The organism is Achromobacter sp. DH1f (assembly GCF_000633435.1).
GTDB classification, from domain to species: domain Bacteria; phylum Pseudomonadota; class Gammaproteobacteria; order Burkholderiales; family Burkholderiaceae_B; genus Achromobacter; species Achromobacter deleyi.
Window position 1 is genome coordinate 1 of the sequence record NZ_AYMF01000087.1, and the last position, 324, is coordinate 324.

Below are 324 nucleotides of genomic sequence, written 5' to 3' on the forward strand. Positions count from 1 at the left end.
TTCATCAAGCTGGACACCAACAAGACCGCGTACCTGTCGATCAGCCACCAGGGGCAGTTCCCCGCGGTGACGATCTCGTTCAACCTGGCGCCGGGCGCCTCGCTGGGCGATGCGGTGCAGGCGATCCAGCAGGCGCAGGCCCAGATGGGCGTGCCGGCCAGCCTGACGGGGGCGTTCCAGGGCACGGCCAAGGCCTTCGGCGATTCGCTGTCGAGCCAGCCTTACCTGATCGCTGCCGCGCTGATCGCCGTGTATATCGTGCTGGGGCTGCTGTATGAAAGCTACATCCACCCGCTGACCATTCTGTCGACCCTGCCGTCGGCC

At 66.0% G+C, this 324-nt stretch carries 1 protein-coding gene; it reads left to right on the forward strand.

The features are described 5' to 3' along the window. Positions 1-324: efflux RND transporter permease subunit (locus tag U858_RS34100; RefSeq protein ID WP_042886106.1), on the forward strand; the 324-nt coding region annotated here is incomplete at both ends.